At 46.9% G+C, this 17341-nt stretch carries 31 protein-coding genes and 2 pseudogenes; 21 read left to right on the top strand and 12 right to left on the bottom strand.

Going from position 1 to position 17341, the window contains the following annotated elements:
• Positions 1-161: 161 nt before the first annotated feature.
• On the top strand, positions 162-407 hold the full coding sequence (locus tag ACO0LN_RS28360) for a hypothetical protein (RefSeq protein WP_422979768.1): 246 nt from the start codon (positions 162-164) through the stop codon (positions 405-407).
• 85 nt (positions 408-492) lie between these two features.
• Here the strand turns inward: ACO0LN_RS28360 and ACO0LN_RS28355 are convergent, their stop codons facing one another.
• The 7 genes and pseudogenes from ACO0LN_RS28355 to ACO0LN_RS28325 all read right to left on the bottom strand — a co-directional run bounded on the left by ACO0LN_RS28355 (position 493) and on the right by ACO0LN_RS28325 (position 5561).
• Entirely contained in the window at positions 493-741 is a 249-nt protein-coding gene (locus ACO0LN_RS28355; RefSeq protein WP_422979766.1) for a hypothetical protein, read from the bottom strand.
• Positions 742-775: 34 nt separating this feature from the next.
• A pseudogene (locus ACO0LN_RS28350) lies at positions 776-1777 on the bottom strand (alcohol dehydrogenase catalytic domain-containing protein); the annotation flags it as partial.
• The gene (locus tag ACO0LN_RS28345) at positions 1758-2360 is read right to left on the bottom strand and encodes a hemerythrin domain-containing protein (RefSeq protein WP_422979764.1); all 603 of its coding nucleotides are present in this window, start codon (positions 2358-2360) and stop codon (positions 1758-1760) included. The pseudogene ACO0LN_RS28350 and the gene ACO0LN_RS28345, both read right to left, overlap by 20 nt.
• A gap of 165 nt (positions 2361-2525) precedes the next feature.
• On the bottom strand, positions 2526-3053 hold the full coding sequence (locus ACO0LN_RS28340; protein WP_422979762.1) for a hypothetical protein: 528 nt from the start codon (positions 3051-3053) through the stop codon (positions 2526-2528).
• A gap of 223 nt (positions 3054-3276) precedes the next feature.
• Positions 3277-3663 carry a hypothetical protein gene (locus tag ACO0LN_RS28335; RefSeq protein ID WP_422979760.1) on the bottom strand — a complete coding sequence of 129 codons (387 nt, stop codon included), beginning with the start codon at positions 3661-3663 and terminating at the stop codon, positions 3277-3279.
• A gap of 100 nt (positions 3664-3763) precedes the next feature.
• Positions 3764-4093, bottom strand: coding sequence for a hypothetical protein (locus tag ACO0LN_RS28330; RefSeq protein WP_422979758.1), 330 nt, complete (start codon positions 4091-4093; stop codon positions 3764-3766).
• 1027 nt (positions 4094-5120) lie between these two features.
• Positions 5121-5561: a hypothetical protein gene (locus ACO0LN_RS28325; RefSeq protein ID WP_422979756.1), complete on the bottom strand. Its 441-nt coding sequence runs from the start codon at positions 5559-5561 to the stop codon at positions 5121-5123.
• A 193-nt stretch (positions 5562-5754) separates the two neighbouring features.
• Between ACO0LN_RS28325 and ACO0LN_RS28320 the strand changes: the two genes are divergently transcribed.
• The 16 genes and pseudogenes from ACO0LN_RS28320 to ACO0LN_RS28245 all read left to right on the top strand — a co-directional run bounded on the left by ACO0LN_RS28320 (position 5755) and on the right by ACO0LN_RS28245 (position 12017).
• Positions 5755-6057 carry a helix-turn-helix domain-containing protein gene (locus ACO0LN_RS28320; protein ID WP_422979754.1) on the top strand — a complete coding sequence of 101 codons (303 nt, stop codon included), beginning with the start codon at positions 5755-5757 and terminating at the stop codon, positions 6055-6057.
• A 60-nt stretch (positions 6058-6117) separates the two neighbouring features.
• A complete protein-coding gene (locus tag ACO0LN_RS28315) occupies positions 6118-6420 on the top strand; it encodes a hypothetical protein (RefSeq protein ID WP_422979752.1) in 303 nt (100 codons plus the stop codon).
• A 3-nt stretch (positions 6421-6423) separates the two neighbouring features.
• On the top strand, positions 6424-6666 hold the full coding sequence (locus ACO0LN_RS28310; RefSeq protein ID WP_422979750.1) for a hypothetical protein: 243 nt from the start codon (positions 6424-6426) through the stop codon (positions 6664-6666).
• On the top strand, positions 6611-7567 hold the full coding sequence (locus ACO0LN_RS28305; RefSeq protein ID WP_422979748.1) for a hypothetical protein: 957 nt from the start codon (positions 6611-6613) through the stop codon (positions 7565-7567). The genes ACO0LN_RS28310 and ACO0LN_RS28305 overlap by 56 nt, the downstream gene beginning before the upstream one ends.
• Positions 7560-7781: a hypothetical protein gene (locus ACO0LN_RS28300; RefSeq protein WP_422979746.1), complete on the top strand. Its 222-nt coding sequence runs from the start codon at positions 7560-7562 to the stop codon at positions 7779-7781. Before ACO0LN_RS28305 ends, ACO0LN_RS28300 begins: the two co-directional genes overlap by 8 nt.
• Before the next feature lie 121 nt (positions 7782-7902).
• Positions 7903-8139 carry a Com family DNA-binding transcriptional regulator gene (locus tag ACO0LN_RS28295; protein ID WP_422979744.1) on the top strand — a complete coding sequence of 79 codons (237 nt, stop codon included), beginning with the start codon at positions 7903-7905 and terminating at the stop codon, positions 8137-8139.
• Positions 8060-8260 (top strand): annotated as a pseudogene (locus ACO0LN_RS28290) (DNA adenine methylase); the annotation flags it as partial. The gene ACO0LN_RS28295 and the pseudogene ACO0LN_RS28290, both read left to right, overlap by 80 nt.
• Positions 8261-8325: 65 nt before the next feature.
• Positions 8326-8958 (top strand): hypothetical protein, encoded by a 633-nt coding sequence (locus ACO0LN_RS28285; protein WP_422979742.1) that lies wholly within the window; start codon positions 8326-8328, stop codon positions 8956-8958.
• Between the two features lie 150 nt (positions 8959-9108).
• On the top strand, positions 9109-9426 hold the full coding sequence (locus ACO0LN_RS28280) for a hypothetical protein (RefSeq protein WP_422979740.1): 318 nt from the start codon (positions 9109-9111) through the stop codon (positions 9424-9426).
• Between the two features lie 15 nt (positions 9427-9441).
• Positions 9442-9621 (top strand): hypothetical protein, encoded by a 180-nt coding sequence (locus tag ACO0LN_RS28275; RefSeq protein WP_422979738.1) that lies wholly within the window; start codon positions 9442-9444, stop codon positions 9619-9621.
• Positions 9618-10025 carry a hypothetical protein gene (locus ACO0LN_RS28270; RefSeq protein ID WP_422979736.1) on the top strand — a complete coding sequence of 136 codons (408 nt, stop codon included), beginning with the start codon at positions 9618-9620 and terminating at the stop codon, positions 10023-10025. The genes ACO0LN_RS28275 and ACO0LN_RS28270 overlap by 4 nt, the downstream gene beginning before the upstream one ends.
• Positions 10026-10113: 88 nt before the next feature.
• Positions 10114-10365 (top strand): hypothetical protein, encoded by a 252-nt coding sequence (locus ACO0LN_RS28265; protein ID WP_422979734.1) that lies wholly within the window; start codon positions 10114-10116, stop codon positions 10363-10365.
• 143 nt (positions 10366-10508) lie between these two features.
• Positions 10509-10706, top strand: coding sequence for a stability determinant (locus ACO0LN_RS28260; protein WP_422979732.1), 198 nt, complete (start codon positions 10509-10511; stop codon positions 10704-10706).
• Between the two features lie 211 nt (positions 10707-10917).
• Positions 10918-11346 (top strand): hypothetical protein, encoded by a 429-nt coding sequence (locus ACO0LN_RS28255; protein ID WP_422979730.1) that lies wholly within the window; start codon positions 10918-10920, stop codon positions 11344-11346.
• A gap of 1 nt (position 11347) precedes the next feature.
• Positions 11348-11623: a type II toxin-antitoxin system RelE/ParE family toxin gene (locus tag ACO0LN_RS28250; protein ID WP_422979728.1), complete on the top strand. Its 276-nt coding sequence runs from the start codon at positions 11348-11350 to the stop codon at positions 11621-11623.
• A gap of 70 nt (positions 11624-11693) precedes the next feature.
• On the top strand, positions 11694-12017 hold the full coding sequence (locus ACO0LN_RS28245) for a hypothetical protein (RefSeq protein ID WP_422979726.1): 324 nt from the start codon (positions 11694-11696) through the stop codon (positions 12015-12017).
• Here ACO0LN_RS28245 and ACO0LN_RS28240 read toward each other — a convergent pair.
• Both ACO0LN_RS28240 and ACO0LN_RS28235 read right to left on the bottom strand, forming a co-directional pair.
• On the bottom strand, positions 12007-12381 hold the full coding sequence (locus ACO0LN_RS28240; RefSeq protein ID WP_422979724.1) for a hypothetical protein: 375 nt from the start codon (positions 12379-12381) through the stop codon (positions 12007-12009). The two genes, ACO0LN_RS28245 and ACO0LN_RS28240, sit on opposite strands and share 11 nt — an antisense overlap.
• Positions 12382-12643: 262 nt before the next feature.
• Positions 12644-13003: a hypothetical protein gene (locus ACO0LN_RS28235; protein ID WP_422979722.1), complete on the bottom strand. Its 360-nt coding sequence runs from the start codon at positions 13001-13003 to the stop codon at positions 12644-12646.
• Positions 13004-13172: 169 nt separating this feature from the next.
• Here ACO0LN_RS28235 and ACO0LN_RS28230 point away from each other — a divergent pair, with 169 nt between their 5' ends.
• On the top strand, positions 13173-13631 hold the full coding sequence (locus tag ACO0LN_RS28230; RefSeq protein ID WP_422979720.1) for a hypothetical protein: 459 nt from the start codon (positions 13173-13175) through the stop codon (positions 13629-13631).
• Between the two features lie 284 nt (positions 13632-13915).
• On the opposite strand, the gene ACO0LN_RS28225 is transcribed toward ACO0LN_RS28230, so the two are convergent.
• Positions 13916-14167, bottom strand: a complete 252-nt coding sequence (locus tag ACO0LN_RS28225; RefSeq protein ID WP_422979718.1) for a hypothetical protein — start codon at positions 14165-14167, stop codon at positions 13916-13918.
• Positions 14168-14182: 15 nt separating this feature from the next.
• Positions 14183-14494 carry a hypothetical protein gene (locus ACO0LN_RS28220; protein ID WP_422979716.1) on the bottom strand — a complete coding sequence of 104 codons (312 nt, stop codon included), beginning with the start codon at positions 14492-14494 and terminating at the stop codon, positions 14183-14185.
• Positions 14495-14653: 159 nt separating this feature from the next.
• Between ACO0LN_RS28220 and ACO0LN_RS28215 the strand changes: the two genes are divergently transcribed.
• From ACO0LN_RS28215 to ACO0LN_RS28205, 3 genes are all read left to right on the top strand, one after another.
• Positions 14654-15046, top strand: a complete 393-nt coding sequence (locus tag ACO0LN_RS28215; protein ID WP_422979714.1) for a hypothetical protein — start codon at positions 14654-14656, stop codon at positions 15044-15046.
• A gap of 289 nt (positions 15047-15335) precedes the next feature.
• Positions 15336-15923: a hypothetical protein gene (locus tag ACO0LN_RS28210; protein WP_422979712.1), complete on the top strand. Its 588-nt coding sequence runs from the start codon at positions 15336-15338 to the stop codon at positions 15921-15923.
• A 249-nt stretch (positions 15924-16172) separates the two neighbouring features.
• Complete coding sequence (locus tag ACO0LN_RS28205) at positions 16173-16508, top strand: hypothetical protein (protein WP_422979710.1); 336 nt, start codon at positions 16173-16175, stop codon at positions 16506-16508.
• A gap of 1 nt (position 16509) precedes the next feature.
• Here ACO0LN_RS28205 and ACO0LN_RS28200 read toward each other — a convergent pair whose 3' ends face one another.
• Entirely contained in the window at positions 16510-17190 is a 681-nt protein-coding gene (locus tag ACO0LN_RS28200; protein ID WP_422979708.1) for an SOS response-associated peptidase, read from the bottom strand.
• Positions 17191-17341 lie beyond the last annotated feature (151 nt).

Below are 17341 nucleotides of genomic sequence, written 5' to 3'. Positions count from 1 at the left end.
TGTGTCGCCGACGCCGTCTTGGCGTATTGATTCCGTCATCCATCATGTACAAGTGTCCACTTAATAAGTGGACACGATCATCTACGCTTAAGCCCTTAACTTCAAGATGACTTCACCGGATGCTTACCTTTAATCTAATTTATCCACCATTAAACGATTTCGTGAAAGACACCGTCTTAACTTGGTTTGGAAAAAATCACGCAAAAGAAGGGGACACTTTGGATGTATATGCTTTGTATTTAAAGCACACGCTAAACTGGACGCCAAAACAAAATAGCGCATTCGAATCTGGACTCAAAAAAATGGCGAGCGAAGGATTGATAGAGATAAAAAATGGTTCTGTTACGCTTACAAAGCATGGCTTTGAGGCAAGAAATAAATCTGTTTGCACTTCGTCACATTCATAAGCAGCTTGCTTTAGATGAAATGTATGATGAAAATCCGCAATTAGGTAGCGTCTTCAAGACTAATTGACTTCGCCAATGATGCTTGTCAATTCTTCTCATTTTTTAAAACTCCCCGTGTATTCATCGCCATCAGGCATAGCTGCAAGCTAATCAGTGCGTAAGCGTGAGTTGTCCAACCCCAAATAATCCAGAGCACATTACTTAACAAAAATAGCCAAAAACCTGCCTTGCGTTTTTTGACTGAGCGCGAGGCTACGCACCATGATGCAATGACCGTCACGATCATAGCGGGCCATTGAATCAAATCACACAAAGCAGACCAGTCGATATTCACTTTTTCCTCGAATGAAAACTGTGGGAATTTTTAATTAATCTGGCGTCAACACCACCTTGCGACAATCCTGTTCTTTTTTATCGAATATCTTGTACGCCTCGGCAGCTTCACTTAATTTCATCCTGTGCGTAATAATGGCATCAGGGCGAAGTTTTCCCTCTTCAATAAAGCCCAACAATTCCGGCATGAGTTTTTGCACATGGGTCTGGCCCATGCGTATCGTCAAGCCCTTGTCGAAGGCATCGCCAAACAAGAAACCATGGATAAAGCCGCTATACACACCTGGGACACTGATGACACCACCACGACGCACTGCAGCAATACACTGACGCAAGGCACTGCCACTGCTGGATTCAATCTTGAGACCCGTCAGTACGGTTTCCAGTGCGCTGCCTTTCGCCTCAAAACCGACAGCATCAATCACGGCATCGACGCCACGACCTTGTGTATCAGCGATAATGAACTCAGCAGCGTCAGTGTCATCAAAATTGATGGGGACAATGCCATAGGTTTCCCTGGCAAACTCAAGGCGGTAGGCATGGTGGTCTATCATATATATTTTTGATGCACCTTTCATGCGAGCACAAGCCGCAGACATCAAACCAACCGGGCCAGCACCAAAGATGGCCAGCGTAGAACTAGGCTTTACTTCAGCATTCAATACTGCCTGGTAACCAGTAGGCAAAATATCGCTGAGAAACAGAACCTGTTCATCGGCAAGCAATGAAGGCACGACCAGCGGGCCGACATTGGCTTTAGGCACACGTACGAATTCTGCCTGACCGCCAGGTATGCCTCCGTACATATGGCTGAAACCAAACAGTGCCGCAGGTGGCTTGATGTGCTTGCTGTTCAAGAGTCCGCCTTCACCTGTATTGGTGGTTTCGCACGCAGAAAATTGCTGTTGTGCGCAAAAGAAGCAACTACCACAAGCGATGACAAAAGGAATCACTACGCGGTCACCCTTTTTGATATCTTGTACGCCCGAGCCGGTTTCTTCAACAATACCCATGAACTCATGACCCAGAATATCGCCATGCTTTAAGTTGCTCTTTCAAATCTTCTTTGGCCTGCGCCATTTCATCGCCCAGGCTATCGAGATCAAGATCGGTTTTTTTTAGTTTAGGGAAAAGCTCGTTTTCTTCTTCGTCAACATGGTGTTCAATCTGTTCGCTAAGCACTTTGACTTTGGCATCAAACATAGGATCGTCAGGCTTCGTTTCACCCAATTGCTTGATGAGGTCTTTGGCACCGTTATGTTCCACTTCTGCTTCATTGAGCAAATCATCTCCTTCTTCATCCAGGGCAGCGCGTGCCGCGGGATAAAAGATGGTTTCTTCAACCTGCATGTGGATCAGCAAGGCAGCGCAAACTTTGCGCGCTATTTCAAATTTTTCTTCTGTTTTTTCAGCGTCTTTTGCTTTTTCATACTGAGCGAATAAATCTTCAGCCTCACGATGATCTGCTTCCAATAAACTGATGGCGTCCTGGTGGGCGGGTGTTGACATGGCTTTCTCCTGTTGGGCGATGGCTGTATGGTTAAAATGGCCGTGTAATTTGATTGCGACCAGACATGAGAATAGGCGGTGAACCTGTTTAATACAGTCAGTGAAGCTCATGAGCGAGCGTAGGTGGTGACGCTGAGTCGTGTAGGAGAGATTTTCTGTATTTCCTCCTGATATTAACTATGCTTTATTGAACCGCCCAACATCAGCTCATAAAAAAAGGGCACCATTAAGGTACCCTTCGGTATCAGTTTTCGTTACCGAAAATTCTGCTGCCAATTAACGGCTTTTGGAGCTGCTGGCTGATTTCGAGCCAGAATCTGCTTTTGAACCAGATCCCGATTGAGAACTGGATGAAGAACCAGATTTTGAATCACCGCTGTCAGAAGACCGTGCAGACTTGCCTTCAGATTTACTGTCATCGTCTTTATCATCATTCTTGTGACTTTGCTGCCCAGCTTTTACATGCTGTTCATGCGTGCCACCTTGGGTGCCTGTATGGGAACCGTTGGAAGAACCTGATTTTGAACCAGATGAAGAGTCTGATTTCGAGCCTGAAGAAGCCGATTTTGAATCGCTACTGTCAGAGCCGCTACCAGCTTTACCGTCAGATTTGCCGTCAGACTTGCTGCCTGATTTGCTATCCCCGGAATCTTTATCATCATTTTTATGACTTTGCTGACCTGCCTTCACATGTTGTTCATGTGTACCACCCTGAGTTCCGCTTGAACCAGATGAACTGGAGGATTTGGAAGAACCAGAAGATGAATCGTTTTTACCTGTAGAGCTTGTAGAATTTGTAGACATTATATTTTCTCCATTAGTACTAAGGCTTAGGGTTAGGCCATCGCACATATTGATTGCTGGTTTGTTTAACCAGTGACGCTATCTTAAGTAGCAAAGAAAATAATGACAGTCAGCTAACACGTCACTACGTTGTAGTCTTTTACGCTAGTTTAATGAAGTACCTGAGGACAGTAAATATTCGAAATTCCTTTGTGAATTTGAACTCTTTTTAAGGCCAAAAATTTTATCCATCTATGTACGCTGCCGCACGACGAAGCCCGTAGCCACAATCCTGGCACTCGTAATTGTCAAGGACACGGTCATCTACAACCTGTCCTAGTTTGACGCCGACTGAGCAACCGGTGGCTCCACCGATCAGGCCGCCGATGATGGCACCGGCCAGTGTGCCAAGAGCGATGCCCAATGGACCACCTGCTACGCCAATGGAAGCTCCGACTTCGGCACCACCGACCAGACTGGCTGTGCCTGCGGCAACACCGGCTACTGCGCCGACCGTACCGCCAGTTTTCTTGCCATAGTTTTTAATACGGATGCGGGTTGAATTGCAGCAGGGGCAGGTGGGGTCTGCTGCCGCTGATATGTTTAATACGGACGCGTTGATTTCTGACATGAGATGCCTTTTGGAGATTTGTGAGGGAAGGGTAGTGCAAGGAAGTGAAACTGTGCTCGAATGAATTTTCTGAGCGAACTGCAGGAGGGGTAAGACGAACTCAGGGTTTGCCAAGCATCATTCTGAGTATCCAAACTCTGGACAGCGATACCAGGAACAGGACAAACAGGGTAAAGGCTGCAAAGTCCATATCTATATTGTCGTGGACGGCAAGGAAAACATACGCAAGCAGGGAAATGAAAAAATACAGGCAGACGCGGAGATAGCTGCGGTTGCTTTTGCGGGCGACTGCTTTTGCCAGGGCTGGATGGGATTTGATCGCTTCATGCAGATCTGCTGCGTTTGAAGCTTTTAGCAATGGGTAATACAAGAGCATTGCAAAAATCGTGAGGATGGCGTTGACGAGGGAAAAGAAGATATTGTGGTCCATGAGAGTCCTTCGAAGGATGGGTTAGGAATGACTAATGAAGTGTCTTCAGGCAAATTGATTGCCTGAGTCCATCGAAGTGATATGTACCTGAGATTTTTTTGAATGCGGTTTATACACTCCTGAAAATTAATGTTAGGATTGTGAAAAAGTAATATGATTTAATTAATTAAATGAGTATCGTGCGTATCTCATTAAAGACATGTTACGACAGCGTATATTTGTCCTGTAGATCTTCCGAACTGGTTTCGATACCACTTTGAATCTTGGTGATATGACTTTAAGTAACGCTAGTAATTTCGACCGCTAATCTAAAGACTAGCTTTCAGCTGTAAGTGGCATTAATAATCATCTATTGAAGCCTTTAAGTTGTCATGAAACCCGAAATTGCAAAGAAATTGATGGCTGCGCAGCTTAGGATATATCAGCTGGATAGTTAAGAATTGGATTTAGGAGGACGGAATGATAATTTCGATCGCATTTGTCGGTTCGTGGAAAGCTGGCCGACCTCTATTAAGGCAACTCCGTAAGCATGTGAGCAGTTTAATGACTGCTAGTGCAATTAACGCAGCTAAAAGGGAGAGTGTTAGCTTTTTGTGGGGGAGTGATCGTTTTGTCCCTATTCTGCGAAACAGCCAAATATGGCGAAACCCAGTACCAGCGTGGCTATCAGCCCGATGAGGTGCCAAACCTTGCGCTTACTGTGATTGGCAATTAATGGTGGATTGTGACCAGTTCTTGCGCGACAATTGTCGCCGTTCAGCAAACTTCTGTACCAGGATTGATATTTTCTTGAATAGACGGGATCGTTCGAGGCGGGTCGGGATATCAGAATCGATATGGGTTTGCAGCAAGGACACACAATTAATGGCTGAGTGCGTTTAAGTTCACTTTCCAAAATCTGTTTCAATAAGTCATCATCTCCCCGCTTGACCACAAACTACATACGCCATCCTATATTGATGACACATTGTAATTGCAAAACTACATCTTGTTACACGATAGCCAAGATTGTTACTTGTTTTTGATCTTATGCAACCAGATTTAATAATTGGGCAACTTCTTCTTTGCTGTTGTGAGTTTCCAAGTAGTTGTATAAAACCACGATAATTTCACTCTTGCGCTCTATGGCTATGGATAAATTATTATCTTCCAAGTACGCCTCAAGGAAACGTATTGCATGCCTCAGCCGTTCTACGTCAATCGTTGCGCCAAGTTTATCTCTTGCTGCCCTGGCTATGCGCACCGCGTTGGGCATAGCAAAGCTAGTGGCCATTTCTGGTTCTAGTGCTTTGTAGCCTGGCAAGTACGCCTCTGGGATTTCAAACACCTTCCTAACACCGCCCAGGCCAACTTTCGTTTCAAAGTGCCATTCCTCTTTTTCAGCACGAAGCTGAATTGCCCTCTTTGTTGAAGGCAGATTTGGCAATTTCATTTCAACTATTTCAGCCGCAGTATATAACTTTGTCATTTCGCACTTAATTTGCCCTAACTGCGAAAAATGCTTCGCAGTTTATTAAAAATAAATTTCTTTTTAAATCAATAACTTAAGTATCAACCCTCTAAACATGCAAAAAATTAACTGCGAAATACAATGAAATTGTTGACTTCGCACTTTTTCACACTTAACATGCATCCATTGACCCAACCCACTGAGGAAAACAATGGATGCATCAAACGCCCCAAAAAAATCCGCCCAAGCCGATTGGCATCGTGCGGATATCGTCGCCGCGCTTCATAAAAAAGGTTGGTCGCTGCGCAAACTCTCAATGCAAAGCGGCCTGGCTGAAAGAACCATCAATTCAGCCCTAGATCGCCCTTACCCAAAAGCAGAAGGCATTATTGCTGCCGCCATTGGTGTCGCTCCAGAAGAAATCTGGCCTTTGCGTTATGAGAGGCGGAATTTTACGCCAGTTTTAACGCTTCCTACCAAGTCACTTCGCACTTTGCAGTGCGCTGTTGCTTGAAATGAATCATAGGCCGTCATCGGACTTAACACCATCTTTACGTTTCGCGGAGTTGTGAAAATGTCGTTGCGAAAAAGACGCTGGAAATCAGTAAGAGCTACAAGCCTTAGCGAGGCGATGGAATTGTGCGTGGAATATGCCGGTTCTGAACAACGCCGCCCCATCAAAGTCCTGACGGCCAGCGCATTTGGGCTAATCGGTGTCACTGGTCAGGCAACCTGGGCGCGTGTTGTGAACGGTAATGGCGACATCGCATTTGATTGCGACGTGACTGACACGGCAGGCAATGGTGTGATCCAGCTTGAAAGTACGCAACTGTACGCGGGCGGCAAAGCGTTTTTGACAGCCTTGAATCTGGGATAACCCTTGACTGAGTCTAGCCTGCTTCTGTTTTCTGATGCGCCATCTGGCAACCCGTCTCTGTTGCTGTTCGGCGGCGAAGCTGCCCCGTATGTGCCTGTTGACCTGGTGTTTTCAGATAGCCCTGCAGAGAACCCCGCAGACCTGGTGTTTGGTGGGCCGGATGTTTCTTTGCCACCAGTGCCAGACTTGCATGGATCGCTGGCAGGTGTTTTTCCGGGCATGGTTTGCGGTGGTGCAGTCACCTAGCTGGACATGGTCTTTTTCGACATCGATGCCAGCTTCCGCGCTGTCCCTGGTCGAGCCTGGTCAGGCTGGTGACCGGGTGATCCTGGAAGCGTCGGTCAATGGGCAAAAGTTTTCTTTGCTGGCCGAGGATATCCAGCGTGAAAAAGTGTTTGGTAAATCCACCATTTCCATTAGTGGCAGAGGACTTTCCGCCCTGCTGGCAGACCCCTACAGCCCGATCCTGACGTTCAGGAACGACATCGAGCGCACGGCTCAGCAGCTCATGAATGATGCGCTGCTGATTAACGGTGTACCCATAGGCTGGTCTGTAGATTGGCGTATCGATGACTGGCTAGTCCCTGCAGGCGTCTGGAGCCATCAGGGCAGCTACATGTCTGCATTGACGACTATTGCCAGTGCTGCAGGCGCATTCATCCAGCCAGACCCTACGGCCCTGACTCTGCGCATATTACCGCGCTACCCGGTGAAACCCTGGGAATGGGCAAGCGCCACACCAGATATTGAATTGCCGTCTGCAGCAGTCACAAGGGAGTCAATAAGCTGGACGGACAAGCCAGACTATAACGCCGTGTATGTGAGCGGTGCGACGGCTGGCGGCATCCTTGGCTATGTTAAACGCGCCGGGTCTGCCGGAGACAAGCTGGCTCCCATGATCACCGATGCCCTGATCACTGATAGCGCACCCGCCAGGCAGCGTGGTATTTCTATCCTAGCGGAGACAGGACGCAATGCTACCTACTCGCTGAGTCTGCCTGTACTGCAAGAGTCGGGAATCATCATGCCAGGCAAATTAAGCCGTTATGTGGATAGCACTGAAGTGATGGGCATCGTCAAGGGTGTGTCTATCAGCGCTGAACAGGCCAAAGTCAGACAGACAATTGAGGTGCAAACCCATGGCTAACATCTACAAAGTATTCAAAGCCTTGATCCCAGACCCGCCGCTGTTGGTTGGGAAGGTGATTGCAGTGCGGCCTGGCCACAACGTCATAGAGCTGCCAGGTGGCGCTCAGGTGACGACAAGAGGCCCGGCAACGTTGAACAAAATGGTGTTTTTTAAGGATGGAGTGATAGAGGGTGAAGCGCCAGATTTAACGGTAGTAACTATTGAAGTCTAGAACAGAGCGACCGGGCTAGTGCGGTAACACCAGCCCAGTCATCTGATTGCAGCATGCACTGCGCTCAAACCACGGCCCTGCCACCTGTACAGGTGGGCCGAATGTTATCACGGAGCGTTAAATGCAGGAAATACGATGTGGCAATTGCAGTAAGAAGTTGGGATCAGGCGAATACACCAGACTCAGTATCAAGTGTCCCAGATGTAAAGCGTTAAATGAATTGAGTGCCACGAGCGCCGTACAAGAACGCCAAAGAGCGTCAGACGGAGTAAATATTTGTGACAAATCCAATCATTCCTTGGCTGGGCGGGAAACGCCGCCTGGCAGACAAGTTAATACCGCTCTTTCCAAAACATGAATGCTATGTAGAGGTGTTCTGTGGTGGCGCTGCCTTGTATTTCTTGCGACCAGTGCCAGCACCTACCGAGGTCATTAACGACATCAATGGCGAACTGGTGAACTTGTATAGGGTACGACAGTAACCACTTTGCCATTCCTGTACCGCACTCCCTTTGTGTCGGGTCTCATCAATTTTGCATTTGAAATGATTCGTACACTCCTTAGCCCGATCTATCTATGGCTCAGGAAATTGTTTTTTTCCATTCCAGAGTCTGAAAAGTTTGTTGGAAAAATCAGTGATTGGCTGGACAACAAAATTAACGCTGACGCACTGGAACAGGAATTTAACCAGCGTTACGCGAAAGACTCGGACGCGCTGACCAGGGGCGATCTGGAGCAGGCAGCGGAACAACGCTACCCAAGCGCTCGGTTTCCCTGGCTCTGGCGTCTGCTGAGTTCTATTCCTGCCGACATGCAAAAACCCGTCATCATAGATGGCCGTCTGCCTGGTGGTATTTCCGTTTATGAAAACATAGCAGCTAAGTATATTGACAAAGTAACCGTAACGAAGGCCAAGAAGTATGCTGTCATCAGCGCCGCATTCTGGACAAGTCTGTTCTTTATAGGCATTTTTGGCGTTACTACATTGATGCAAATGTCAGCTTTGCAGCATGTTCCCCTTGGTTCTGGTGTACAGCGTCAAAACGTACAGAATTTAAGCGCCTATCGGCGGAAGCTTCGCTGTCATGTACTTACAGCGAGCCGGTGGCGTACGTATGGATATTGTGCATGTGGGGCAGGAGTCGGAAAAACAGCAGCACATACCAGCAAAAATTAAACAGCAATCCGGCATCGTTCAAATCAAAGATGCATTGAAAGCGGCCTAGTAGTAAATCATTTTAACTAATCTTAAAGAGGTAAGAACATGACAAATCCAGACCAATTTCTGCGCGACGATCAAAAAAAAGCGCGTGAGAAAAATTCCAAATTGAATCAGGGCGCGAATTCGTTTCAAGGATGGGCGCAAAAATCTGAGCAAAGCTTTGATCAGTCGCAGTCGCTCACGAAAGATAATGGCAACTATGCAAATGCCAGCAATAACAAAAAAAATCAACAAACAGAAGCCCCAAAACAGCAGCAAAGCATCGTCCAGTCTGACCAAAAGTTAAAAACCGGCCAGGCTAAAACGTCCCAGCAAATTGACAGCATCAAACAGCAGATGAACAAAGCGAACAAGTCTAAAGAGACTGCCAAGACTCAGACTCAGACTGAAACTGAAAAACAGGATAAATCGAAATCCATGTAATCACCGGGCGCACAGATGACTATCAAAATTCAAGGTGCGCCAGCAGTCAGTGAAGACGCGCAGAAAAGAGCCAGTGGCACTGATAAGTTGATTGTAAAAATCGACCGTCAAATCAGAGCTGCCAGGGCCGAGCGCGTCAAATCTGAGGGCGAAGTAGTGATAACGAAAGAGAACAAGGAAGAAGGTACAGAATGAAAAAAATTCTTTGCATCATGATCGCAGCCAGCCTTGCAGGCTGCGTGACAACTGGTGACGGTAGCAGCGGCACTGTGAATCCGCTGAATTCCATCATGAACAGGTTACTGATGATGATTTTGCGTTTTAGATCGGCCTATGAAAATGAGATAGGGGGCGCTGTGAAAATCTCTCTACCCTGGCATCTGACCTATGCCGCGAATGTGGTTATGGCCATTGTCAGCCTGTCGAGCATTTTCTGGGGTGTCATGCCCTGGATGGGATTAGTTGGGTTCGGTCTTTCCTTGATGGCTTGTGCTGGCATGTCTTATTTCAAGACGGAAGTCTTGACTCAAGATCGGCCAACACAACCAGGTATTACCAGAGGTCGGCGCAGGTGGCGAGATTCACAGATAAACAAATAAGACTTATCCACGGTTCAGACTTGGCCAATGCATAGGCCATGAATGTCTGAACGGTGGGTAAGTCGTTTTCATTAGAAGCGAGTTAATCATGTCTGACCAGCTTTCTAAGGAACAAATGATTGAGCTTTGTAGTGCTATGTATCAAGGATGTGAGCTGCAACTTGCCATTGAATCAGGCCAAATCAAGACGCTTGATGATGTGTATCAGGCTGTCGCCTTACGATCTGACGCCATAGAGGAGCAGCTAGAAGCCGCAGGGCTATCAGTTAAACCACGCAACCGGCGCTGGCGGTTAGTTTTTGAAAAGAGGAAGCATTGGCAGCAACTGCGCCGGGATTAACTGGCGCTGGCCAATGCAACCAGGAGCGGCTTTTACGGGCATGTTTGTGTATTTACATACAAACATGCCCTCTTTGTTTGTATCGACATACAAACAAAATTCTCTTTGCGCTCAGCTACACACAACAATGGTAGAGTTTACGGATGCCTACACCTTTATCCCCCATTGTTTCGGAATTTGCTACTGTCGAAGAGGCCGAATCCTACGATGCTTGGTTCCGTGCCAAAGTACAAAAATCCTTAGATAGCACTGACCCAAGACGGTATACCAACGAAGAGGTCATGAACCAGATGCGAGCCTTGCTTGATGCAAAACGCACTGCCAAACCCTCATCAAAATAGATGGCCAGCATGTTTGTATCCGGATACAAACATGCCCAGTCGATACTTGCCAACATTACCAACAACAGATTTTATGTTTAATCATTCAAGATATTTATAAATAACCGATTTGCAAATTATAGTAAATTGCGTATCATCTTATAAAAGATAACATTGCAAAAATATCTGCAAATGCACATCCCCGGACTAAAAACTTTATTGAGGTGAAAACATGAGCACAGAAACAATTGACCATCCAACGCTGACCAAGCTAACAGCCGCCGGAGTAGTCCGCAGCGCCCACGTTATCGGCCAGGCTGGTGGCTGGGGTGTGATGGTGAAGTATGGTATGGCTGAACGGGTATTAGCAGCACAACGCAGCCAACAAGTGCGCGTGTTTAAAAAGCTTGAAACACTGGTGGAATATCTCAAAGGAGTAGGAATTGCCCGTTTTGACGTTGATTCTGTGAATTACAGCGCTGATAGTCTTACAAGCACCAAACGGCCAGATCGGGCCGAGGCGATGAAACAGGCACACGAAGCAGCCGCTTATACCAGGTGGCTCAAGGCAGAGGTACAAGAGGCTTTAGACGACACCAGCCCGACCGTCGCACATGACGAGGCTATGCGCCAGGTACGCGCTGCAATCATGGGTAAATAACGTGGCGACTATTTTCTGGAAAAAGCTAGCAATCAACGATCTGATTAAAATTGGCCAATACATTGCAAAAAACAGCCCGGCCAACGCTCAAAAGCTGGTTTCTGAAATCGAAGGCAAGGTAACGCGCCTGGCAGTCTATCCACAAATGGGCAAACCTGGACGCAAGCGCGGAACCCGCGAGCTGGTCGCCCATGATAATTATTTTGTTGTGTACCGGGTGCTGGCTAAAAAAGTCGAGATTTTGCGCGTTAAGCATGTAGCACAACAGTGGCCTTAACAGTTTGCAAATCCTTTTACACTGATTATATATACAGTATAATTACCCTGACTTTTGACAGGGTAAGCGTATGAAAGCGTGGGTGACAAGGCTTTGGGAAGAGGGCAGGCAATTACCGCCCTGGCGGCATGGTGGTATCTATCCAGTTCTGGGGGAAGTTTCTTTTTGTGAGGCAACGTCCCCAGAAATGCGGCGCAATTTGCACCAGGTACACGTATTTGACTATCGCCATGGCCCTAGCAAGATTGACATGTTACCGCCTCTCCTCGATGCAAAACTGGTTTCCATGTCGGGCGATATCCTGTCTTTTTCTGGCCTGGAAACTTCTATGGGAAAAACCACGGCTCAAACTTGGCGCGTGGTGTTGTACCGGGAGGGCGAACCTAATGTTTGATTTTCTTAATTTGTTCGTCAGTTTTTTTCTCTACGTCCTTGGCTTCTTGTTTATCAACTTTGATCTTGTCGCCCTTCTCTAATTTAGCTGCAAACAGCTTTTCTTTTAGCGCTGATGTCATGGGCATGACAAAGACCCGCCTTTGCTCCTGGTGCGACTTGTGGGCCTTGTTAGCGTCCTTCTCTACCACTTCAAAGCTGGCAAACTCTTCATTGCTGCCCATGTATTCCATTGCCACGCCTTGAGGTAGATCCTCAATTGAGGCCAGCATCGTCACATCGTCATCTTCCGCGTCTGCCTGTGTCTTTTCAGTTATTGCTTGCTGCTCTGCCAGGCGTTTTTCAGCATCTTCAAATGCCTTCAATGCTTCTTCCTGGCGTTTCTCTTTATCGTCATCACGCTGGCCCTTATCGACGCCCTGGAGCGCTTCGGTTGCAGACGTGATACTTTCTACCTCTTTAACCTGGTCAGCGTCTCCAAGCGCTCGGAGTGCTCGTTTCTGCTCAAATTCTTTATATATCTCGATGCTTGGTTTGTCGTACTCAGCCCTTAGTTTTGCCTTTTCTTCTTTTGCCTGCGCCGATACCTCTTTAATTGCCCCGGCCCTGCTCGTGGACGTATCTGCATTACCTTTGATTGCCGCCTTTTGGTCTCGTGCCTGCGTGTCTACCGTCTTCGGCCTTCGTTACCTGGTACATATCCTTCTGTATGCCGTGCGAATTTTCCACGTAGTCCAAGACTCTGCTTGCCTGCAAGTTTTTCTTCATCTCCTGGTAGCTGGCGTCCCGTGCGGCGTTTTCTAAAACACTGTCTGTATTGTGGTCTGCGATGAGCTGAGACACTACTGAGTCATCCTGGCGCGTAGCACTCCAGTTCTTCCCGTTGGCCGTGAATTCCTTGTTGCCTTTTTCGGCTAATGAATTGACCATGTTTTCATAGGGTGTTTTCCCGGCCTCTGCTTCAAAATCCTCTGATGCAAAGTACATGGCGGCGTCTTCTCGATGCCTGGTCATAGCCGTCCAGTCGCACCGCGACCAAGGCGAGGAGCCGCGCCTGGAAGTGCATCCCGGTTTTCGCACCGGCGAAAATGAGTCATGGATTCGTGTATTGAATATAGAATAGTATTTCCACAAGCCAATATGAAAGCGAACACAAATGAAACTTTGGATAGGTCTTCTGATAGGCGCACTGCTGGGAACGGCAGGCGGTTTTGTGACAGGAAAAAATAAAGGTATTTCGGAAGGATACGAGAATGCAAACCTTGCGTATAACAATTGGACAAGCGGTTTTATGCACCGTGACCCTGATTTAAGACTTGACGGTATCTTTTTCGCTCCTGACGGCGCGCGCATCAACTTACCCAAATGTGACCCTTCCGAGTCACTTTACGGTATTGCTTTTCGTCAACCTGATTTAAAAAATTCTGCCAAGTATCACGAAAGTGCAGTCCTCAAACGGGAAAAGGATGTTGCAGTTTTACATATACCAGATGCTGAAAACCAGGGCATCCGTGCAGCGGTCGTTCTCGGCTGTGAAACGAAAAGAGAAGCAAAAGCTGGGGTGCTATACAAGGACTTGACGAAATCCTGGGAATTTCCATCGAATCTGAGGTAAATCAGATATTCAATGCTGTTTCTCAAGAGGTGGCCAGCGCCGCTGGCCAGTCGCAAAGCGACCAAGGCGAGGAAAGACAAAACAAGCCTTCCTTTTTGTCTCTCATCAGATTGGGATGTGTCTAATCAAAGACAGTTTTGAGATTAAAAATGTCTTATATACTGTCAAAATCATTGGTTAATCTGACAGGTTAACGTTTAATGAGTGAAACTTGAACTGTCAAAAATGGCGGTAAAAATGACAGTATTTCCTGACAATGATGCACCGAAAACAAGACACAGCTTTCACGCATCCTGATCTTGCAGGAACTCGCTCAGTTTTTGGTTATTTGTGAAAGCGTTGACTGTGAGCTGGTATTTTTCGACCAGTTCATCGTCAACTTGGTACAACTCACGCCAGACAGCCTCTTGGTCTCTTTCTAAACGCCAACCACACTTATCATTGAGTTCTTCAGCCAAAGCCAAGCCATCAGTATTTGGCTGGCCGTCTATCTCTTCTGGACATACAATTTTAAAAATAATTTCAATCCAGTCCATGTTTTCACTCCCGGTTTATTTCTTCCCGTATGGTTCCAGGTGATGCGCAAGAGCTGCGCATGCCAGAGCAGTACGCTTGTCGATTACGATAGCTTTGCCAGTCGTTCGACTAGTTCCCTTAAGCATGTCCTGATAAGTAGGCAAAGAGATACCTAGCGCCTCTGCCGCCTCTGCTTGGGTCTTGTAGCCAAGTTCCTTTTGCCATCGTTTTACATCACGCGGTGTCATTTGTTCTTTTTTTAATTGCTTCTTTTTTCGTCTGAGCGGTTTCTTCTTGGCCGGAGCCAGACGCACATTATACCGATACGTTTTTTTCATCAATGTCATTTTCCCCGTATGTAAACACATCAACTTGATGTATTATCTATTCGTAAATAGATCAATTTGATCTATTTAGAATAACATCAGATAGAGGCCAAATGGAAACAGCGCACTCTTTTTGATGCTCGCTGGAACCATTTTTTTATTTACATAAAGGAAAGAACCATGAAAAAACTTTTATTTTCAGCGCTGGCCCTGGGCATCGCTGCCCAAGCATTCGCAGCACTCCCGCTTAAAAGGTCTGACGCCTCGGCAGTAAAAGCTTGGCCTCAAATTGGAGATTGTTCGACATGCAGGCAGGTATTGATTGATATAGAGCCGCGCTACATCGAAAAGTGTGGACGTGAAATCAGTGATGCAGAAACACCAGGCTTACTGGCTCAGCCATGGGTCAGAAAAATGCAAGACATCCGCAATTTGGACAGGCTTTTGAAATTAAAAGACCTGACCTTAAACGACAACGAAAAACATAGGTACATGAGCTACCTATACCGATTTAATTGCGTAAGCAAGGAAGCAGAGGCTACTTCAGATACTCCTCCAAAGCCAGTTGAATGATGTCTGTTTCTGTTACATGCCGTCCCTGCTTGCGCGATTCCTCAATCGCTCTTGATTTGACATCAAGCAACAAGGGAACAGGCAAGTCAACAAACTTGCCTCGTCGTTGGATTTCCGGCTCTGTTTTGGAATCATTTTTTCTTATCATATTTTTCACTTTAAATATCTAAAGGTTACTAACTTTTTCACATATTTTTATATATTTATATGTCAATTAGATAATTGTCGATATTATCTTAATCACAATAATAAATATACATTTTGCAGTTAAATCAAAGGAAAAATCGTTATGAAAAGTAACAATTCTAAGTTCATCGAACACATACCAGTCGTTTATGACTGGCAAAAACTGATCACACCTGGTCATGTTTGGCTGGCACGTATCAACGCCTATATTCCCAAACGTGCCTGGATATGGGCATGCATTTTTTTGGCGCTGTTCAATCACGACATATTTTCATCATCAGCCATATTGCAGTCACGGCTACAGGAATATAAAAAGGAACCGGCTGGATGGTTCGCCAAGTTGATCATGTCGCCGTTCAATTATCTTCATAGTGCAGTGGTGGACAGCCCTGAAGATGTGGCACGCAAAAATCCCGCTCCTGAACTTGATTTGAGCCACTTGCAAGAGGTTTTTCAAGCGGCACTGAAACCTTACATAGACGCGCAACGCGGCGACCCTATGGCGCTGCAAACGACGATTGCCGGTATGCGTGCTGAAGGTGGCCGCAATGAGGTCAGCTGGCGGCAGTTGGTCATGGCCGAAATTAACGCCATGGACAAAGACGGCAAGGTTGACAGCAACATTCCTCTTGTCGCCCTGGGTAAAATTAATCAGCCCTGGTATACCGACCTAGCCACATCTGAAAAGTGATGGTGAGCATCAATGATCACCCTGCCATCAGGGAAGCGTTCAGTGGGTTGCACATGATGGGCCTGGACATCAAATACAGCGTGTCAAACACCCACGGCCAGCCGGAAACAAGCAAGGAACTAGTCATAATGAACTGGGAGCCGAGTATTTTGGACAGCTTGTTCTAAGGGAAACGTTAAAACTTTGCCAAATTGCATATTTAACGGTAGTGATTCAGAATACTGATTATTCATACAGTATTCTGACATCATGGAAATCTACCTCGTTAAAGTAATGCGGCTAGGCGTCGAATTAAAGAAAAGCATGTGGTTTGATCGGTATAACCGCCCACCATTTGGAAAGCTAGAAATAGGCGACTCTAGCGACCAAGGAATGCATCGGAACTCGATCCGCGCATATTTCATTCCCGACAAACAAATGGTCAGCAGTCAATACTTGCTTGATTGCCACATTCTGTGGATGCATCAGAAGCGCTTTATGCTGACAGGCTTCGAAATGGTGCAAACAATTGATGGGCCAGCCAGGTACGCTCAATCGTGGCTGTGTATGCAAGAGGAACCACCCCCTTTGCCAGAGGGGCGTTAGATTATCCCAACAGGTCAGGCTGGGGGTCTTCTACGTCTTTGGTTTTCTTAGGCCGAGGCGCTGGAGTCGAGCGCATCAATTCCGCAGGGAATAGGTTCAAAAATGTACGGGCGAACTCTGGATTTTTGCAAGATAGCCAGTCGTCCCAGTCTTCGGGCCGCAGGATCACAAGAGAGCGTTTTTCGTCAGGAGGCTTGTGGAACCGCTTCATGAGCGGGTGTTCGTCGGCGTTGATGGTGATCTGGGTGAATGAATAGCTGATCTGCCCATTGTCCTCAGGCCACTCCTTGTACAAGCCAGCGACGGCAAACTCAGCAACGTCTCGCAAGCCAATGCGCCAGTCAACGGCCTTGCCTGACTCATAACAAGGTTCAAAGAAGTCTTCCATTGGAACCAGGCAAAGCTTGCCTTCCTTCCATGGCTTTGAATAAGACCTGCGTTCGCCGATGGTTTCCGCTCTGGCGTTGACGGTCGAGTAATGTTTAACGCCTGGTGGGATTTTCGCTTTTGGCACCATGCCATAGTTTCCTAGGACAGCCTCTCTTGTGCCATTCACTCCATGCCGGATGATGGGAGCCTTATAGTCTGGCCATGCTTCGCGGTGCCATTCTTCGAGGTCTTTGCCTGTGGCTTCCAGGTAGGCAAGTTTGTCACTGCGGGTGGGGGTGTAATGTGTGCACATACATTCTCCGTCGAGCCAAGGGAGAATATATCTTAATACTTTTTGAGACGGTAGGAAGCGTTAAGGGCGACAATTAACGCGTGAGACAATGCCTACTTGCAAGGACAAACAAAACGCAAACGGGGGACAAAATCGCCGCGCCCTTACACTT

This window comes from Undibacterium sp. TC9W (assembly GCF_049339865.1).
Taxonomy (GTDB): domain Bacteria; phylum Pseudomonadota; class Gammaproteobacteria; order Burkholderiales; family Burkholderiaceae_D; genus Undibacterium.
This window is presented reverse-complemented; position numbering and strand designations above follow the sequence as displayed.

Coding starts and splice junctions, on each gene's coding strand:
- ACO0LN_RS28340 (WP_422979762.1), bottom strand. CDS start 3,053: ATGTCTACAAATTCTACAAGCTCTACAGGTAAAAACGATTCATCTTCT.
- ACO0LN_RS28270 (WP_422979736.1), top strand. CDS start 9,618: ATGAAAAAAATTCTTTGCATCATGATCGCAGCCAGCCTTGCAGGCTGC.
- ACO0LN_RS28320 (WP_422979754.1), top strand. CDS start 5,755: ATGGATGCATCAAACGCCCCAAAAAAATCCGCCCAAGCCGATTGGCAT.
- ACO0LN_RS28325 (WP_422979756.1), bottom strand. CDS start 5,561: ATGACAAAGTTATATACTGCGGCTGAAATAGTTGAAATGAAATTGCCA.
- ACO0LN_RS28230 (WP_422979720.1), top strand. CDS start 13,173: ATGAAACTTTGGATAGGTCTTCTGATAGGCGCACTGCTGGGAACGGCA.
- ACO0LN_RS28275 (WP_422979738.1), top strand. CDS start 9,442: ATGACTATCAAAATTCAAGGTGCGCCAGCAGTCAGTGAAGACGCGCAG.
- ACO0LN_RS28235 (WP_422979722.1), bottom strand. CDS start 13,003: ATGTACTTTGCATCAGAGGATTTTGAAGCAGAGGCCGGGAAAACACCC.
- ACO0LN_RS28265 (WP_422979734.1), top strand. CDS start 10,114: ATGTCTGACCAGCTTTCTAAGGAACAAATGATTGAGCTTTGTAGTGCT.
- ACO0LN_RS28300 (WP_422979746.1), top strand. CDS start 7,560: ATGGCTAACATCTACAAAGTATTCAAAGCCTTGATCCCAGACCCGCCG.
- ACO0LN_RS28205 (WP_422979710.1), top strand. CDS start 16,173: ATGGAAATCTACCTCGTTAAAGTAATGCGGCTAGGCGTCGAATTAAAG.
- ACO0LN_RS28330 (WP_422979758.1), bottom strand. CDS start 4,093: ATGGACCACAATATCTTCTTTTCCCTCGTCAACGCCATCCTCACGATT.
- ACO0LN_RS28200 (WP_422979708.1), bottom strand. CDS start 17,190: ATGTGCACACATTACACCCCCACCCGCAGTGACAAACTTGCCTACCTG.
- ACO0LN_RS28285 (WP_422979742.1), top strand. CDS start 8,326: ATGATTCGTACACTCCTTAGCCCGATCTATCTATGGCTCAGGAAATTG.
- ACO0LN_RS28260 (WP_422979732.1), top strand. CDS start 10,509: ATGCCTACACCTTTATCCCCCATTGTTTCGGAATTTGCTACTGTCGAA.
- ACO0LN_RS28245 (WP_422979726.1), top strand. CDS start 11,694: ATGAAAGCGTGGGTGACAAGGCTTTGGGAAGAGGGCAGGCAATTACCG.
- ACO0LN_RS28315 (WP_422979752.1), top strand. CDS start 6,118: ATGTCGTTGCGAAAAAGACGCTGGAAATCAGTAAGAGCTACAAGCCTT.
- ACO0LN_RS28220 (WP_422979716.1), bottom strand. CDS start 14,494: ATGACATTGATGAAAAAAACGTATCGGTATAATGTGCGTCTGGCTCCG.
- ACO0LN_RS28255 (WP_422979730.1), top strand. CDS start 10,918: ATGAGCACAGAAACAATTGACCATCCAACGCTGACCAAGCTAACAGCC.
- ACO0LN_RS28225 (WP_422979718.1), bottom strand. CDS start 14,167: ATGGACTGGATTGAAATTATTTTTAAAATTGTATGTCCAGAAGAGATA.
- ACO0LN_RS28215 (WP_422979714.1), top strand. CDS start 14,654: ATGAAAAAACTTTTATTTTCAGCGCTGGCCCTGGGCATCGCTGCCCAA.
- ACO0LN_RS28295 (WP_422979744.1), top strand. CDS start 7,903: ATGCAGGAAATACGATGTGGCAATTGCAGTAAGAAGTTGGGATCAGGC.
- ACO0LN_RS28335 (WP_422979760.1), bottom strand. CDS start 3,663: ATGTCAGAAATCAACGCGTCCGTATTAAACATATCAGCGGCAGCAGAC.
- ACO0LN_RS28305 (WP_422979748.1), top strand. CDS start 6,611: ATGGATCGCTGGCAGGTGTTTTTCCGGGCATGGTTTGCGGTGGTGCAG.
- ACO0LN_RS28345 (WP_422979764.1), bottom strand. CDS start 2,360: ATGAGCTTCACTGACTGTATTAAACAGGTTCACCGCCTATTCTCATGT.
- ACO0LN_RS28210 (WP_422979712.1), top strand. CDS start 15,336: ATGAAAAGTAACAATTCTAAGTTCATCGAACACATACCAGTCGTTTAT.